The following is a 15,997-nucleotide window of genomic DNA, read 5'->3' on the forward strand; positions in this document are numbered from 1 at the left end:
CGGCTCACGCCTCATGGCGGCGTGCACACGCCGCCGCTCGCGGTTCACGGTTCCCGACTCACCGCTCACAGCTCAGCTCACTTCAGCTCACAGCTCACTTCAGCTCACAGCTCAGCTCAGCTCAGCTCACGGCTCACCGAACCACCACTGGAAATCCTGGGGCGCCACGCACATCGACACGCTGCCGTGCTCGGCTCAGAGTGCGTGCCGCATCCACACGTTGGGCTCGACGTACACCGCGTACCCGCGCTCCGGTTCGCAGCGCACCGGCACCAGGGCGCCGGGCACCTCGACGTCCCCGGCGGTGTCGAAGGGCAGCCCCGTCCAGTCCCGCCACTGGTCCAGCGAGCCGGAGACGGTCATGGAGGCCGGGGCCACGGAGTCGACGGTGGCGCCGGCCCGCGCGTGGACGCGCAGCCAGGGATCGTGCGGCAGACCGTCCGGGCGCAGGCGGCGGGCGTACTCCTCGATGGGCGCGTGGGGTTCGAGGTGCTTGGCGCTGGGGCGGACCGGGGCGACGACCTCACGGAAGCCGCGGGCGCGGGCGTTGTCGCGCATCGCGGCGAGCATCCGGCCGGACAGGCCGAGCCCCTGGGCGTGCGGGGCGACGGTGACGGAGATGGCGCTGACGGTGTCGGGGCGGACATCGCGGCGCAGGTCGCTGAAGGCCCAGACGAGCACCTCTCCCCAGCCACGCGCGGGCAGCGTGCCGCGTCCCTCCCTGTGCAGGGCGAACGGCACACTGTGGCCGTGCGCGACGACCTCGCCGTGCTCGTCCTCGGCGAACTGCACGTACTCCGGCAGTTCGACGGCGATGCGCGGGTAGTGGGCGTTGCCCGAGAGGTCCTCGACGGCGAACGCGGGCCAGCTGTCGGCCATTTCCCGGACCCGGTCCGTCATCTCCGGGCGTTCGGCGAGGCTCGATACCTTCAACTCCATGGCGCCACCGTAGGCAGGGATGCCGAGGCCGGGAAAGCGGTTTTGCCCAGCGCCTCACCCACGGGTCATGGTCGGCGGCGCCGCCTCTCGTCCCGGAGTCTTGCCGTCGGTGCGGCGCAGGCCGACGCCCCGCCTTCGGCGTCCGCCACGGGCAGCGCCGGTGCGAGGACGGGACATGGACGCTGTGGGTTTCCGTCTCGCCGAGCACGCCGACCTTGCCGCTGTCGTGCGCCTGCGCGACGACGCTGCCCGCTGGATGCCCGCCCAGGGTGTCGCTGGTCAGTGGAGTCCTGGCGAACTGACCGGGGACCACTTCCGCCGGATCACGCGGCACGGCGAGGTATGGATCGCGGAGGCCGCCGATCGCGTGGTCGGGGCCTGGGAACTGTGGTGGGAGGACGAGGAGGCATGGGGGCCGCAACCGCCGACGGCCGGCCATGTGCACCGTCTGATGGTGGACCACGGCAGTGTCCCGCCCGGGACGGGACGGCAGCTTCCGCGCCGCGCGGAGCGCCGCGTGGCCGAGGCGGGGCGGGGCGGGGCGGGGCGGACGTGGGTACGTCTGGACCGCCTGGCCGGCAACACACGCCTGACCGCGCACTACCTCGACGCCGGCTACCGGGTTGCCGGACGCAAGGACGGCAACCCGCAGCCGGGCGGGGTGCCCAAGTCGTTCACGCTCCCCGAGAAGCGGATCCGGGGCGAAGAGGCGCAGGGAGCCGGCGGGCGGCCGGTCTCCGTCAGCCGCCGCACTGCCGCAGCATCGCCTGCCGGTCCGGTGCGGTGACCGCCAGTTCGTACTTGGCGGCGACCTGGGCGAAGCGGACGGCGTACGCGCACCGGATCGGCTTGGCGGGCGGCAGCCAGGAGGCCGGTCCGGAGTCGCTTTTGGCGGAGTTGGCGCGGCCCTGGACGGGGAGCAGGTTGAGCGGGTCGTTCGCCAGTTGTTCGCGCTTGCTCTGCGGCCACCGCGAGGAGCCCATCTGCCAGCTGTACGACAGCGGCACGACGTGGTCGATCTGGACCTCGCTCGCCTCCTGCTTGCGCCACTCGATGGTCGTGCCGGTGTACGGATCGTCCAGCGTCATGGCGACGACCACGCAGTCGGAGCCGGAGCGGAAGCGCAGCTTCTGGCCGTCGCGTCTCAGCAGGTCGTTCCGCGTGTCGCAGCCGTTGCGGGCGAGCGGCACGCCGTCGGCCGAGTCCATCCAGGCGTAGCCGAACTCGTCACGGTCGTATCCGGTCCTGGGGCCGCGCCCCTTGGTCTTCAGGCCGTCGATGAGCTTCCGGGCCGTTGCCTCGTCGGTGTCGCCCGTGACCGGGCCGAGGCCGGGTTCGGTTCCGTCCGGGTTGCCCAGCGGGCTGACGGCCTGTCCTGCCGCCCGCCCCTCGGCCGGTGCCTCGGCACCGCTGCCCGCGGACGGGTCCCCGTCGTCCTGAGCTCCCTCGCATCCGGTGACCAGGGCCAGGGCGAGGGCCGCACCCGCGGCCCATCCGGTACGGATCCTGCTGTGCCGCCTCATGCGCGTCCTCCCCTTGCCGTTGTGCCGTACCACCGTAGCGACGGAGAGGTCCAGACCATAGTGGGCTTTATTGGGCATGCCGGGCATATCTGCCGTACCGTCGAAAGTGAGTCACGCCTCGGAAGGAGCTCTGCATGGGCATCCTCGACAAGATGAAGAACATGGCCGGCAAGGACAAGGACAGGTCAAGAAAGGTGTCCGACGCCGCCGAACGCCAGGTCAACCAGAGGACCGGCGGCAAGTACGGGAAGCAGGTCGACGCCGCACAGCAGCGGGCCGAGGGCAAGCTCGGCTTCGGGCGCGGGCGGGGCGGCCACCGGCCGGAACGGTAGTAGGGCGCGACAGCGCGCCCACACCTCGAACACATCGGAAGCCGTCCACGGGCCTGGCCCCGTGGACGGCTTCCGGGCTTTCCCGGCGGGCTGCTACGACCCCAGGATCGAGGTCAGGAACTCCCCCACCCAGCCGAGCAGTTCCCGCCCGACCAGCGGCTTTCCGCCCACCTTCGCGGTCTTCGGGCGCGGCACGAGGACCTGGTGGGCGCCCGCCTTGATGACGCTTCCGGGATAGAGCCGCTTGAGCCTCAGTTCCTGGGACTCGCGCAACTCCACGGGCGCGAAGCGGATGTTGTTGCCTTGGAGCACGATCTCACCGACGGCGCACGCCCGCGCGAGCATCCGCAGGCCCGCAACCAGCAGCAGGTTTTCCACCGGTTCCGGCAACTTGCCGTAGCGGTCGACGAGTTCCTCGCGTACGGCCTTGACGTCCTCCTCGCTGTTGGCGGAGGCGATGGACCGGTACGCCTGGAGCCGCAGCCGCTCGCCGGGGGCGTAGTCGTGCGGGACGTGCGCGTCGACGGGCAACTCGATCTTGACCTCGAGCGGCGGCTCCTCCTCCACGCCGCCCTCCAGGGAGGCCCGGTAGTCCGCGACCGCCTCGCCGACCATCCGCACGTACAGGTCGAAGCCGACACCCGCGATGTGTCCGGACTGCTCGCCGCCCAGCAGGTTGCCCGCGCCGCGGATCTCCAGGTCCTTCATCGCCACGTACATGCCCGCGCCCATCTCGGTGTGCTGGGCGATGGTGGCGAGCCGCTCGTGCGCGGTCTCCGTCAGTGGCTTCTCCGGCGGGTAGAGGAAGTACGCGTACCCGCGCTCCCGTCCTCGGCCGACCCGGCCGCGCAGCTGGTGGAGCTGGCTGAGGCCGAAGTTGTCGCCGCGCTCGACGATGAGGGTGTTGGCGTTGGAGATGTCGATGCCGGACTCGACGATGGTCGTGGAGACCAGCACGTCGAACTTCTTCTCCCAGAAGTCGACGACGACCTGTTCGAGGGCCTGCTCCGACATCTGGCCGTGCGCGGTGGCGATCCGCGCCTCGGGGACGATCTCCCGGAGCTTGGCCGCCGCGCGGTCGATGGACTCGACGCGGTTGTGGATGTAGAAGACCTGGCCCTCGCGCAGCAGCTCGCGGCGGATGGCGGCGCCGATCTGCTTGTGCTCGTAGGGGCCGACGAAGGTCAGCACCGGGTGGCGCTCCTCCGGCGGGGTGGTGATCGTGGACATCTCGCGGATGCCGGTGACCGCCATCTCCAGGGTGCGCGGGATGGGGGTGGCGGACATGGTCAGGACGTCGACGTTGGCGCGGAGCTTCTTCAGCTGCTCCTTGTGCTCGACGCCGAAGCGCTGCTCCTCGTCGACGATGACCAGGCCCAGGTCCTTGAACTTCGTCTCGGAGGAGAACAGGCGGTGGGTGCCGATGACGATGTCCACCGAGCCCTCGCGCAGACCCTCCAGCGTCGCCTTCGACTCGGTGTCGGACTGGAAGCGGGACAGCGCCCGCACGTTCACCGGGAACTGGGCGTACCGCTCGCCGAACGTCCCGAAGTGCTGCTGCACCAGCAGGGTCGTCGGCACGAGAACGGCCACCTGCTTGCCGTCCTGGACGGCCTTGAAAGCGGCGCGGACCGCGATCTCGGTCTTGCCGTAGCCGACGTCGCCGCAGATCAGGCGGTCCATGGGGACGGTCTTCTCCATGTCCTCCTTGACCTCGGCGATGGTGGTGAGCTGGTCCGGGGTCTCCGCGTACGGGAAGGCGTCCTCCAGCTCGCGCTGCCAGGGGGTGTCCGCGCCGAACGCGTGACCGGGCGCCGCCATCCGCGCGCTGTACAGCTTGATCAGGTCGGCGGCGATCTCCTTGACCGCCTTCTTCGCGCGGGCCTTGGTCTTGGTCCAGTCGGCGCCGCCCAGGCGGTGCAGGGTGGGGGCCTCCCCGCCGACGTACTTGGTGATCTGCTCCAGCTGGTCGGTGGGGATGTAGAGCCGGTCGCCGGGCTGGCCGCGCTTGGCGGGGGCGTACTCCACGACCAGGTACTCGCGGGTGGCGCCCTGCACGGTGCGCTGGACCATCTCGATGTAGCGGCCGACGCCGTGCTGCTCGTGGACGATGTAGTCGCCCGCCTCCAGGGTGAGCGGGTCGATGGTCTTGCGGCGCCGGGCCGGCATCCGGGCGCCCTCGCGGCCGGCGGCCTTCTGCCCGGTCAGGTCGGTCTCGGTGAGCACGGCCAGCTTGAGGGCCTGGTCGACGAAGCCGTGGTCGACCGAGCCGCAGGACACGTGCACGACGGAGGGGCTGAGGGTGCCGAGGTCGTTGTCCAGGCGGGCGGCGATGCCCTCGCCGCCGAGGACCTCGACGGTGCGGGCGGCCGGTCCGTGGCCCTCGGTGACGTAGACCGTGCGCCAGCCGTCGGCGAGCCAGCCCTTGGTGTCGGCCAGCGCCTTGGCGGTGTCGCCGCGGTAGCTCTCCGGGGCGTGCATGCCGAGCTTGAGCGTGTCGGCGTCGTCCAGCGCGTCGTCGGCGGCGAACGGCGACACCGACCACCACATCATGTCCAGCTCACGGGCCCGCTCCCGGACGTCCGCGATGGACCACAGGGAGGCCGCGTCCACGTCGATCGGCGCCTCGCCGCCGCCCGCGGTGGCGGCCCAGGACGCCTGGAGGAACTCCTGGCTCGTGGCCACGAGGTCGGCGGCCCGCGTGCGCACCCGCTCGGGGTCGCAGACCAGGGCCATGGCGCCCTTGGGCAGTACGTCCAACAGGAGTTCCATGTCGTCGACGAGGACGGGTGCCAGGGACTCCATGCCCTCCACCGCGATGCCCTCGGCGATCTTGCCGAGCAGTTCGCCCAGCTCGGGGTGGTCCTCGGCGAGGACCCGTGCCCGCTCCCGAACGTCCTCGGTGAGGAGCAGCTCGCGGCAGGGCGGGGCCCACACGCCGTGCTCGGCGACCTCCAGGGAGCGCTGGTCGGCGACCTTGAAGTAGCGGATCTCCTCGACGTCGTCGCCCCAGAACTCGACGCGGAGGGGGTGCTCCTCGGTGGGCGGGAAGACGTCCAGGATGCCGCCGCGCACCGCGAACTCGCCGCGCTTCTCCACCAGCTCGACACGCGCGTACGCGGCGGCTGCCAGGGCTTCGACGACCTCGTTCAGGTCGGCGCTCTGCCCGGTGCGCAGCGCCACCGGCTCCAGGTCGCCGAGGCCCTTGACCTGGGGCTGGAGCACGGAGCGTACGGGTGCCACGACGACGGAGACCGGGCCGGTCTCGGGGTCGTCGGGGCGGGGGTGGGCCAGGCGCCGCAGGACGGCGAGGCGGCGGCCGACGGTGTCGCTGCGGGGGCTGAGCCGTTCGTGCGGAAGGGTCTCCCAGGAGGGGTACTCCACGACGCCCTCCGGGGGCAGCAGGGAGCGCAGAGCGGCGGCCAGGTCCTCCGCCTCGCGTCCCGTCGCGGTCACCGCCAGCACGGGGCGGCCGGTCTCGCGGGCCAGCGCGGCGACCGAGAAGACCCGGGCGGCGGGCGGGCCGACCAGGTCGACGTGCATGCGGTTGCCGTCTGCGGCCGCCGTGATCGCTTCCGCGAGGGCGGTGTCCTTGACGACGGCGTCGAGCAGACCGTGCAGACTCATTGAGGGGGCGCTTCCGTCCTGGGGTGCCGGGGTGGACAACACGAGTAGCCCGACGCGGTGAGGGCCGGGGGTGTCCAGCGTACGACGCTGCGCTCGTCGGCGTCGGGGCTGTGGATGACGTCCGTTGCCAGGTTGACCGGCATGGCGGGGCCCCACCAAGGGCTCCGCCCTCCCTGGCCCCTGGCCGTTGTCCCCTGACCCCTGGTTCCCTGCCTCCCTCTGTCTCCTCGGCCCCTGGCCCCTGTCTCCCCCTGTCCCCGTGGCCTGCGCACGGCCCCTGCCCGGAGAGGTCACCGCCCGACACGGCCGGCCGGAGGGACAGCCCGTCGAAGGCGGCCGGAGGGGCAGCCCGTCGAAGGGCCGGAGGCAGCGACGAGCCCGGTGCCGGACGCCCTCCAGGACGTTCCGGCACCGGGCACTCCCCCACGACCCCCGTGCGTGGTGGCCGTCGGTCGCTACTCCGTCGCGATCGCGTTCAGGACGTTCATGCGGCCCGCACGGAACGCCGGCACCAGGGCGGCGAACAGGCCCACGAAGGCCGAGCCGATGAAGACGCCGATGATCGTCGGCCAGGGGATGTCGAGGACGTTCAGTCCCTCCAGCGCGAGCAGCTTCTGCGCCGTGGCGCCCCAGCCCATGCCCAGCCCCAGGCCCAGCAGGGCACCGAAGAGGGCGATGACGACGGACTCCATCCGGATCATCCGGCGCAGCTGGCGGCGGGAGAGGCCGATCGCCCGCATCAGGCCGATCTCGCGGGTCCGCTCGACCACCGACAGGGCCAGGGTGTTCACCACACCGAGGACCGCGACGATGATCGCCAGGGCGAGCAGACCGTAGACCATGTTCAGCAGCTGGCCGACCTGGTCCTTCAGCTCCTCCTTGTAGTCGGTCTGGTCGGCCACCCGGTACTGCGGGTAGGCGTCCAGGGACTTCTTCAGCGCCGCGTAGGCCTGGTCCGCCTGGCCCTCCTCGGCCTTGGCCAACATCATCGTGTTCGGCGGGATGTTCTCGGCCGGCAGGTACTTCCGCATCGTCTCGATGCTGACGTACCGCGCGCCCTGGTCGATGGCGACGTCGTCGCTGGTGATCGCGGCGACCTTGAGCTTCGCGGTCTCGCCGCCCTTGAAGGCCACGGAGATCGTGTCGCCGACGTGCACACCGTGCTTCTCGGCGTAGTCCGAGCCGACCGACATGGCGTCGGTGCCGTAGGCGGCGGAGAGCTCGCCCTCCGTCGTCGTGCGGCGCACGTCCTCGGCGTAGGTCGGGTCGGCGGCCGTGACCCCGTCGTCGTCGGTCTTGCCGTCGGGCGAGGTCAGCGTGGCGTCGAGCACCTTGTAGCGGGTGACGTGCTCCAGGCCGGGCGTGTCCTGCATCGCCTTCTCGGCCTGCGGCACGATCCGCTGGTTGCCCTGGACGATGAAGTCCGCGCCGACCGTCTTGTCCAGCTCACCCGTGGCCGAGGCGACCATGGAGGAGCCGACGACGGAGAGGCAGGCCACCAGCGCGAGGCCGATCATCAGGGCGGCACCCGTGGCGCCGGTGCGGCGCGGGTTACGCAGGGCGTTGCGCTCGGCCAGCCGTCCCACCGGACCGAAGGCCCGCAGCAGGACCGCGCTGATCACCCGCACCACGAAGCCGGCCAGCAGCGGGCCGACGACGACGAAACCGATGAGGGTCAGCACGATGCCCGCGCCGAGCATCAGCGCACCGTCGCTCGCCTTGTCGGCGGCGGCGGCCGTGAGCAGGGCGGCGGCACCGGCGCCGGTGAGCACCAGGCCGATCAGACCGCGTATCCGGCCGGCCTTGCCGTCGGCCGGCGTACCGGCGTCGCGCAGGGCGGCCATCGGGGAGATCTTGCCGGCGCGACGGGCCGGGAGGTAGGCGGCCAGGACGGTGACCACGACACCGAGGACCAGGCCCACCACGGGGGTCGCCGTCTTGATGGTCAGGTCGTCGGTGGACAGGTTCATGCCCGCCGCCGACATCAGCTTCATCAGGCCGACGGCTATTCCGACACCGGCCGCGACGCCGAGGACGGAACCGACGATGCCGAGGAGCAGCGCCTCGACCAGCACCGAGCGGTTGACCTGCCGGCGGGAGGAGCCGATGGCCCGCATCAGGCCGATCTCGCGGGTGCGCTGGGCGACCAGCATCGAGAAGGTGTTGATGATCAGGAAGATGCCGACCAGGAACGCGATCCCGGCGAAGCCGAGCATGGCGTACTTGATGACGTCCATGAACTCGCCGACGTCCGCACGGCCTTCGTCGGACGCCTCCTTGGCCGTCTGGACCTTGTAGGCGCCGCCGTCCAGGGCCTCGGAGACGTTCTGCTTGAGCTGAGCGTCGGTGACGCCGGACGCCGCGGTGACGTTGAACTGGCTGAAGCGGCCCTCGCCGCCGAGCAGTTGGCGCTGGGCGGTGGGGGTGTCGAAGTAGACGACCGCGGCACCGGGGTTGGTGACGGTGAAGGAGGCGATGCCGACGATCTTCGCCTTGAAGTCGCCGGTCTGCGCGATGGTGCGCAGCTCGTCGCCGATCTTCAGGTCGTGCTTGTCGGCGGTGTCGGAGTCGACCATCGTCTCGGTCGGGCCGCGCGGCGCGTGCCCCGAGGTGATCTCCATGGACCGCAGGTCGTTCTTGGTCCAGTTCCCGGCGAACGTCGGGGCGCCGCTGGTGGCGCCCACGTTGTCGTTGTCGGCGTCGACGACGGTCACGTTCATCGAGACGACCGCGCCCTCGACCGATGCCACACCGTCGGCCGAGCGGATCTGCTCCAGCGTGGACGCCGGCAGCGACTCGGGCACCCCGTTCTGCGGCGTGTCCTCGGCCTCGGCGTCCTTCGGGGCGACCGTCACGTCCGACGAGGTGACCGCGAAGAGCTTGTCGAAGGTGGTGTTCATGGTGTCCGTGAACACCAGGGTGCCGCACACGAACGCGACCGACAGCAGCACCGCCACCGCCGAGAGCGCCATACGGCCCTTGTGCGCGAGGAAGTTGCGCATCGAGGTCTTGACGACGGTCATGACGTGCGCCCCCGGGCGTCGAAGTCCTTCATGCGGTCGAGGACGGCGTCCGCGGTCGGCTTGTACATCTCGTCGACGATCCGGCCGTCGGCGAGGTACAGCACCCGGTCCGCGTAGCTGGCGGCCACCGGGTCGTGGGTGACCATCACGATGGTCTGGCCCAGCTCGTCCACCGACCGGCGCAGGAAGCCCAGGACCTCGGCGCCGGCGCGCGAGTCGAGGTTTCCGGTCGGCTCGTCACCGAAGATGATCTCGGGCCGGGCGGCCAGCGCCCGCGCCACCGCGACACGCTGCTGCTGACCACCGGAGAGCTGCGTCGGCCGGTGCTTGAGCCGCCCGGCGAGCCCCACGGTCTCCACCACGCGGTCCAGCCACGCCCGGTCGTACTTGCGCCCGGCGATGTCCATGGGCAGCGTGATGTTCTCGATCGCGTTCAGCGTCGGGAGGAGGTTGAACGCCTGGAAGATGAACCCGATCCGGTCCCGGCGCAGTTGCGTGAGCTTCTTGTCCTTCAGACCGGTGATCTCGGTGTCGTCGAGGTAGATCTGCCCGCCGGTGACGGTGTCCAGACCGGCCAGGCAGTGCATCAGCGTGGACTTGCCGGACCCCGACGGCCCCATGATCGCGGTGAACTGACCACGGGCTATGTCCACGTCCACGTGGTCGAGGGCGACCACCCGGGTCTCACCCGATCCGTACGCCTTCACGACCTGCCGCGCCCGCGCGGCAACGGCCGTACGCCCTCCGGTGCTCCCGTGCGTGGGAATACTCACGGCCGATGTCATGTCAAGTCTCCTATGTCGGTCATCAGATGAGCCGCCGGTGCCGGCGGCGGGCGCTGGTCGTACTGGTGAACGCGGTGCTGCGACCCGTCCCGGTGTACGCGCCGCCGTGCGTGTGCCGTGCTGCTACATCGAAGAGTCTGGCCGGACCGGAGAGCGACCGCCCTGGTGTTCAGCGCACTCTTTCCCTGGGGAAAACCCCACCCCCACGGGTCCGGTTCGCCGCCCCCCGGCGACGTAGGACCAGGTTAAGGACGCCACCGGGTCCCTCTCGTCCTCCGACGGTACGAGCCGTCCCCAGGCCGTAGTACGGAGGTACCCCTAGGGGCAGTACACCCTTCGGCGGAACCCACCTCAGGGTCGTCCTCCTCCCCGAGGCGCATCGAGCATCCACCCTCCCCCGACGTCAGGGGCAAGCCCAAGATGCACCCCTGGGCTTCACCTGAGGCCGCCCGGCACGCCGCCGAGGCCGGCCGGCGGAAGGCGCAGGCCGGCCTCGGCACCACGAGACCCTGACGGGCTGGACCCTGACGGGGCGGTACACCGGGACGAATGACGGCGCGGCACACCGGGACGAGCGACGGCGCGGCACACCGGGACGAGCGACGGCGCGACACACCGGGGCGGGCGACGGCGCGGCACACCGGGGCGGGTGAAGTCGCCGGGCAAGCGGGCCCGAGGCGTCACTCCACCGCCCGGCCCGTCAGCGAACGGAGATTGCTGCGTACGGAGGCCACATGGGCCTGGAGTTCGTCCCACCGCGCCCCGTGTTCACGCAGCACCCGCTCCGTCTCGCGGGCGATCCGTTCCTGACACAGCCGGGCCTCGGCGACCACCTCGGCCGCCCGGGCCCGGGCCTCCTCCTGCCGCCTCCCGGCCGCCTCCCCGGCATCGGCCAGGGCCTGCCGAGCCTCGTACAGATCCTGCTCGGCGCGCGCCAACAGCTCCGCGTGGTACGCGTCCAGGGCGCGCGCCCGCTCGTCCTCCGCCCGCTCCTCCCCGGCCCACCTCTGCGCGTGCTCCCTGCTCTGCTCGGCCAGCATCCCGGTGGTGCGCCTCCGCATCTCGCGCAGCACGCACAGCGCCTCTCCGCGCCCCGCCCGCACCTCGCGCCGCGCCGCGATCCGCGTCTCGTCGGCCTCCGCACGCGCCGCGAGCAGTAGCCGCCGGGCCCGTTCGTCGGCCTCGGCGCGTACGGCTTCGGCGTGCGCCTGAGCTGCCGCACGCACACCGGACGCGTGCGCCCGCGCATCCTCCACCAGGCGTTCCGCCGCGCTCCGCGCCCCTTCCCGTACCGCCTCTGCCTCCTCCTGACCGAGCCGGAAGAGACGCCCCGCGCGTTCCCCGAGCGTCTCGTAGCTCTGCGACTCCAGCCGTGCGACGACATCCAGGAGGTCCTCCAGCTCCTCCTCCATCTCCCGGGCGAGCACGGTGAGCCGGGCGGCCCGCTCCCAGGCCGCGTCCCGCTCCTCGAAGAGCGCCGCGGCACACTCCTCCACCTGCTCGGGCCGGTAGCCGCGCTCACGCCCGCGTACGGTCACGAAGCCGTGGGGAGACGCCGATGCGCCGCTCATGCTCAACACCCCTGTGATGCGCTGCCGCACTAAATGGACTTAACCGACTTTATGGATCGGAAGTAAAGCCTCATAATGCGACACACCGCACAGAAACGGGCGGGGCCCGGTCGCCTCACAGGTCGACCGGGCCCCGCCCGCCGGGTACGTCAGCGGCGCCGCCGCGTCACAGCAGCCCGTCCCACATCTGCTCGAGCAGCACCGACCACCAGCTCTCCGGCGACCCGAGCGCCGCCGGGTCCAGCGCGGCCAGCTGAGCCTGGAAGTCCACCGTCCAGCGGCCCGCCTGCTCCTGGTTCAGACCGAACCTGAGCCGCCACATCCGGCCCAGCAGCGCCAGGGAACGCGCGAACTCCGGCAGCCCCGTGTTCACGAACTGCGGCGGCACCGGCGCACCACCCGGCCCCGCCTCCACCGGCACCGCCACGATGGCCGCCGTGCCGTACTGCACACAGATCGCCCGGCCGAAGTCACTGCCCACGACCAGGTACGAACCCGCGTCCGACGCCGGCTGCACCCCGCGCTCCGCCGCCAGCTCCGCCAGCGTCGGCACCGGACGCCCCGGCTGGGCCTGCGCCCAGAAGAACGGGCCCATGTCCATCGGCAGACCCGCCGCCACCAGCGTGTGCGCCACGATCGGCGGCACCCCCTGCCGGGACACCGCGGCCTGCTCGAACCGGAAGACACCCGGACCGAACGCGCCGCCCAGTTCCTGCCCGATGGCCTCGGGCGGGATCGGCGGCGCCGGCTGCACCTGCGGCAGCGGCGCGCGCACCGGCGCCGGACGGGCCGGCCCGTCGGCCACCTGATGCAACTCGCCCTGGTGCGCCAGCAACTGCCGCATACCCTGCTGCCGGCTCGCGTGATCCGCGCCGTACGGCGCGATGGAGGTGATCCGCGCCTGCGGCCACTGCTCCCGGATCATCCGCGCACAGTAGGCACCCGGCAGCTCGCACGACTCCAGCTCCGTGTGCAGCTCCAGCACCTGGTCCGGCGGCACGTTCATGCCCCGCAGCTCGTGGAAGATCTGCCACTCGGGGTGCGGCGTACCCGGCGCCGAACGCCGGATCAGCTGCTGCTCGGAACCGTCCTGGGCGCGGTAGCGCAGCACGGCCTGGTAGCCGGGGCCGACGGTCGGCAGACCGGCCGGCTGCTGCTGCTGATGCTGCGGATAGCCGTACGCCGGCGGCGCACCGGGCACCGGCCCGCCGGGCGGCGGCACGGCACCGGGCGGCATGGGCTGTCCGGCGCCCGGGGCACCGGGGACACCCGGTCCACCGGGGACACCAGGAGCACCGGGAACACCAGGAGCACCCGGCGGAGGCGGAGGCGCACCGGGGCCGCCCACCGCAGGCCCGGCCAGCACGGTCTGCGCATGGTGCACGGCACCGCCCGCACCGCCCGAGGAACCCCGCGGGCCGGGCCCGCCGGAAACGCCGGGGGCGCCGGGAGGGGCAGGCGGAGGCGGCGTACCCGGACCACCGGACGCGCCAGGGACACCGGGCGCGCCAGGAGGAGCGGGCGGAGCGGGCGGCTGAGGCCCACCGCCACCCGTCCGGCCCGGGTCGGCCAGCATCGTGGCGGCATGGTGCATCCCACCGGGAGGCGTACCACCGGGAGGCATCCCACCGGCGGGCGTCCCACCAGGTGCGCCCGGCGGGGGCGGCGTGGCCGGACCACCGGGAGCGCCCTGACCGGCCGGAGGCTGCGGTGCGCCCGGCGGGGGCGGCGTGGTCGGACCACCGCCCGGGCCCTCGGGGCCGAGCGACGACACCAGCTGCGTCGGCACGTAACCACCCGCCGGTGCGGCCGGCGCCGACGGGGGAGGCGTACTCCCCGGCCCTACACCCGGCACACCCGGGGCCCCCGGCGGAGGCGGCGTGGTCGAACCACCGCCGCGGCGCGGCGGAGGCGTCGCCTTGCGGGTCGCGGCGTCGGCGATGTCCCCGGCCGGCGGCGCGAGCGGCTGGGCCGGCGTGGCCGACGCACCCGGGCCGGCCGACGCACCCGGGCCGGCGGGCTGCTGCGGAGCGTGTGGCGCCGACGGCGCGGACGCGGCCGGCGCGTTCGGGTCGTCGATCGCCGGCGCGAGCGCCGTCGGCGGAAGCCCACTGCCGCCCGACATCAGCGCCGTCTTCGCGTCCGGCGCCGCCGCGGGCGGCGGCGCGTCGTCGTCGGCACCGCTCAGCGGCGGCGCGAACACGGTCTGGGGCAGCGGTACGGAACGGTCCTCACCGGCGTCCGCGTTGGTGTCCGTCCCCGCCCAGGGCGTCGCCCCGGCAGGCGCACCCGGCGCACCGGACGCACCCGTCCCGGAGCCACCGGCACCACTCGCCCCGGCAGCCGGCCACGCGGCACCGCTCCCCTGCGCGTCCACCGAAGCCGCAGGGGCCGGAGGGACCGCAGGAGCCACAGGAGCCACAGGAGTTGACGGCACCCCACCCCGCGTCTCAGCAAGCGCACCACCCTCAGCCCCGGCCCCGGCACCGGACCCAGCCCCGGCACCACCACCACCGGTGTCACCACCACCACCGGCGTCACCACCACCACCGGTGTCACCGACACCACCCCCGCCGGCGTGCTCCCCCCGCCGACGGTCCGGAATACCCAGCTTGTCCGCCGCCTCCTGCAACCACTCCGGCGGAGTCAGCAAGAACGACGTCTGATTCAGATCCACCCGCGCCGCAGGCGCCGCCACCGGCTCCGCGGCCTCCTCCGGACGGCCGTACTCCTCCTCGTACCGGCGGATCACCTCACCCACCGGCAACCCCGGCCACAGCGTCGCCTCACCGCTGTCCCGTGCGATCACCAGCCGGTGCACGCCCCCGTCCGAACGCGGCCCGTCCGCACGGTCCTCGGCCCACACCACGAACCCGAGCTCGAACTCCCGCACCCGCACCTCACGGTGCTGGTACGCCGGCAGCTCGCCGTTGACCCACTCCTCCGCGCGCTCCTGCGCCTGCGCGAACGTCACCATCGCCAGCTCACTCCCCTACCGACGCCGACGCCACGGGCACCGCACGCGCGAACCCACCGTCCACCATCAGGTTCGCCACCGTCTCCAACTCCGGCGGGGACCCCGCCAGCCGCGACAGAAACGCGTCGAAATCCTCACCGCACGGCAGCAGCAACCGCTCCACCCGATCCGCCGGCGGCACCGAGGGGTCCACGTCCCGCACATCGTCGTAGGCGCAGAACCACACCGAACCGATCCGCTCCCCCTTCACCTTCACCGCGAGCAGACCGCCCTGCACGAACGCGACGCCCAGATAGTCCTTGGTCAGGTGATCCCGCAGACACTTGTTGACATAGACCAGGTCATTGACCGCCGCCTCCTCACGCACCGTGAAGAACGGCTGGTCCACCAACAGCCCCAGCTCCGCGTCCAGCGCTGTACCCACCGGCGCACAGCCACCCGCCGCCTTCAGGAACGACCGGTACGCACCCGGCAGCCGGTACCCGAGGTCCTCCTCGACCCCCTGCACCATCTGCTCCGACACCGCCACACCCGACTTCGGCAGACCGAAATGCGCCGGACGCGTCTCCTGCAACGGCCGCGTCCCCCGCTTGCCCTGGTCCACCGCCGCCGTCGCCAGCCCACCGTGATGCCGCAGCAGCGCCTTCACCTCGACCGGCACCAACTCCATCCGCCGCGACCCGGCCACGTGATGCCACGTCCAGCCGTGCGGCGTCGCCACCGCCGGCACCGTGTCCCACAGCTCGTGCCCCGACGCCGACAACGCCGCGTTCGCCGACACGTAGTCCGTCAGCCGCAACTCGTCGACCCCGAACCCCTCCGGCGGATCCGCGATCTCCGCGACCGCACGGGCGTACGGCGAGAAGACGGGATAACCACCCTCGTCCACCCGTACCCCTCGCGGGTGACGCGCCGCCCGCACCGGATCCGGAAAATGCACGACCTGCCCGGCGTAGGCCGCGTTCGGCGGCGCGGCGTGTCCCCCGGCCTGGCGGCCGGGAGGTGCCCCCAGCCCGAGCCGACCTGTCGTCATGGCGGTTGCCCCCTGCGGCGTCTGTCTGATCAGTCTGCACTGATTGTCTGCACTGTCCGGACTGATTGCCTGCACTGTCCGGTCACCGCACGCGATCGCGGTGCCGACAGCCTATGCGGTACGGCAAGACCGGTCACCGGCACCGGACCCCGCACCCGACCACCACCCCTCCGCTTCCGTGACCAGC

The 15,997-nt window shown here is 72.3% G+C and carries 10 protein-coding genes; 2 read left to right on the forward strand and 8 right to left on the reverse strand.

Features of this window, described 5'->3' with window-relative positions; genetic code table 11:
* Positions 1 to 195 precede the first annotated feature (195 nt).
* Positions 196 to 939: a GNAT family N-acetyltransferase gene (locus tag ACZ7G3_RS16670; RefSeq protein WP_470926248.1), complete on the reverse strand. Its 744-nt coding sequence runs from the start codon at positions 937 to 939 to the stop codon at positions 196 to 198.
* 175 nt (positions 940 to 1,114) lie between these two features.
* Between ACZ7G3_RS16670 and ACZ7G3_RS16675 the strand changes: the two genes are divergently transcribed.
* Complete coding sequence (locus ACZ7G3_RS16675; protein ID WP_470926250.1) at positions 1,115 to 1,726, forward strand: GNAT family N-acetyltransferase; 612 nt, start codon at positions 1,115 to 1,117, stop codon at positions 1,724 to 1,726.
* Here the strand turns inward: ACZ7G3_RS16675 and ACZ7G3_RS16680 are convergent.
* Positions 1,680 to 2,462 carry an HNH endonuclease family protein gene (locus ACZ7G3_RS16680; RefSeq protein ID WP_470926252.1) on the reverse strand — a complete coding sequence of 261 codons (783 nt, stop codon included), beginning with the start codon at positions 2,460 to 2,462 and terminating at the stop codon, positions 1,680 to 1,682. The genes ACZ7G3_RS16675 and ACZ7G3_RS16680 overlap by 47 nt on opposite strands.
* A 134-nt stretch (positions 2,463 to 2,596) precedes the next feature.
* On the opposite strand from ACZ7G3_RS16680, the gene ACZ7G3_RS16685 reads away from it, so the two are divergent.
* The gene (locus ACZ7G3_RS16685; protein WP_470926254.1) at positions 2,597 to 2,794 is read left to right on the forward strand and encodes an antitoxin; all 198 of its coding nucleotides are present in this window, start codon (positions 2,597 to 2,599) and stop codon (positions 2,792 to 2,794) included.
* A gap of 93 nt (positions 2,795 to 2,887) precedes the next feature.
* Here the strand turns inward: ACZ7G3_RS16685 and mfd are convergent, their stop codons facing one another.
* The 6 genes from mfd to ACZ7G3_RS16715 form a co-directional block, all read right to left on the reverse strand.
* A complete protein-coding gene (gene mfd / locus ACZ7G3_RS16690; RefSeq protein ID WP_470926256.1) occupies positions 2,888 to 6,421 on the reverse strand; it encodes a transcription-repair coupling factor in 3,534 nt (1,177 codons plus the stop codon).
* A gap of 455 nt (positions 6,422 to 6,876) precedes the next feature.
* The gene (locus ACZ7G3_RS16695; RefSeq protein ID WP_470926258.1) at positions 6,877 to 9,444 is read right to left on the reverse strand and encodes an ABC transporter permease; all 2,568 of its coding nucleotides are present in this window, start codon (positions 9,442 to 9,444) and stop codon (positions 6,877 to 6,879) included.
* Positions 9,441 to 10,229 (reverse strand): ABC transporter ATP-binding protein, encoded by a 789-nt coding sequence (locus tag ACZ7G3_RS16700; protein WP_426596585.1) that lies wholly within the window; start codon positions 10,227 to 10,229, stop codon positions 9,441 to 9,443. Before ACZ7G3_RS16700 ends, ACZ7G3_RS16695 begins: the two co-directional genes overlap by 4 nt.
* Positions 10,230 to 10,909: 680 nt before the next feature.
* Entirely contained in the window at positions 10,910 to 11,800 is an 891-nt protein-coding gene (locus ACZ7G3_RS16705; RefSeq protein ID WP_470926261.1) for a cellulose-binding protein, read from the reverse strand.
* Between the two features lie 166 nt (positions 11,801 to 11,966).
* Positions 11,967 to 14,777 (reverse strand): SUKH-4 family immunity protein, encoded by a 2,811-nt coding sequence (locus ACZ7G3_RS16710; RefSeq protein ID WP_470926263.1) that lies wholly within the window; start codon positions 14,775 to 14,777, stop codon positions 11,967 to 11,969.
* Between the two features lie 7 nt (positions 14,778 to 14,784).
* A complete protein-coding gene (locus ACZ7G3_RS16715; RefSeq protein ID WP_426596900.1) occupies positions 14,785 to 15,810 on the reverse strand; it encodes an SMI1/KNR4 family protein in 1,026 nt (341 codons plus the stop codon).
* Positions 15,811 to 15,997 lie beyond the last annotated feature (187 nt).

The organism is Streptomyces sp. NPDC037271 (assembly GCF_055603605.1).